Annotated in this window: 2 pseudogenes; one reads left to right on the top strand and one right to left on the bottom strand. The window is 69.0% G+C overall.

Annotated elements, in window-relative coordinates:
- Positions 1–834 (top strand): annotated as a pseudogene (locus tag AC2W7C_RS17885) (aromatic amino acid lyase); the annotation flags it as partial.
- Positions 835–1,210: 376 nt separating this feature from the next.
- On the opposite strand, the pseudogene AC2W7C_RS17890 reads toward AC2W7C_RS17885, so the two are convergent.
- Positions 1,211–1,456, bottom strand: a pseudogene (locus tag AC2W7C_RS17890) (type 2 isopentenyl-diphosphate Delta-isomerase); the annotation flags it as partial.

The following is a 1,456-nucleotide window of genomic DNA, read 5'->3' on the forward strand; positions in this document are numbered from 1 at the left end:
CCCGTTCGACCCGCGCATCCCATGCGCTGCGGGGGGCCAGCCCGGGCCAGATCGACGTCGCCGCCCCGCCTGCGCGCCCTGATGGCCGGCTCGGGCCATCCGCGACAGCCACCGCGAGGGGGTTGCCACAAGGTCCAGGACCCCTACTCCCTGCGCTGCCAGCCCCAGGTCATGGGCGCGACCCTGGACGTGCTGCGCAACGCCGCCGCCATGCTCCAGCGCGAAGCCAACGCCGTCACCGACAATCCGCTCGTCTTCATCGACGACGGCGACGTCATCTCGGGCGGCAACTTCCACGCCGAACCGGTTGCTTACGCTGCGGATCAGATCGCCATGGCGCTCTGCGAGATCGGCAACATCTCCGAGCGCCGCACCTCCATCCTGGTCGATCCCAAGATGAGCGAACTGCCCGCCTTCCTGGTCAAGGAAAGCGGCCTGAACTCCGGCTTCATGATCGCCCAGGTCACCGCCGCGGCCCTGGTCGCCGAGAACCGCATGGTCGCCCATCCCTGCGTCATCGACACCGTGCCGACCAGCGCCAACCAGGAAGACCACGTCTCCATGGCCACCCACGGCGCCCGCCGCCTGCTGGACATGGCCGAGAACACGGCCTGCGTCGTCGGGATCGAACTGCTGGCGGCCGCGCAAGGGCTCGAATTCCACCGTCCGCTGAAGAGCTCCGCCGATCTTGAGACGGTCTGGTCCATCGTCCGCGAGGCCGCCGCCCCCTACGCCTCGGACCACTACTTCGCCCCCGACATCGAGCGCGCCACCGCCGGCGTCCGCCAGGGCCGGTACCGCCCCTTCGCCGGCGACCTGCTGCCGTCGGCGTAGCGGCGCGCTCTCCATTCACCTCCCCATTGCCTCCGAGGCGATGGGGAGGACAGGCGGCGCAGCCGCCAGGAGGGGGCGACGTCGGCGGCGGCTCGTCTGAGCTCCGATCCCATCCGCCAGCGTCGCCCTCACCTGATCGCCGCTCGCGCGTCGATCTGTCCTCTCCATTCGCTTGGCGGCGATGGAGAGCGAGCTCGCCTACGACCGCTTCTGACGCATCACCCCGCTAGGATGTCAGGCCTCGGGTCTTTGACAATCGAACGGCCGCCGAAATGTGCACTCGGGTGCACTTCCAGACCGCGTTGAATTCTCTGAATTTAGGGGCTGGAAAAACTGAAATTGTACACGATGTGCACTCGAATTTCTTCCGTCCGCCTCACCCCTGCAGCGGGGCCCGCCTGAGCGCCGTCAGATTGGCGGAGCCGGTGCAGAAGCACACCGTCCTCAACTGGCGGATCATGGTCTGGAAATGCCCGACCACCGCCTCGGTCGACACCGTCGCGGCCGCCAGCACTCCGGCCGCCCTGGCCACCATGTCGCGCCCAGCCGGATCGCGCGGCCGCGTCCACGCCGTCCCGGACCCGCCCGAGCCGATGATCACGGTCCGCGGGCACGCCGCCGG

Source organism: Brevundimonas sp. CURTG3B2_SDJG (assembly GCF_057364705.1).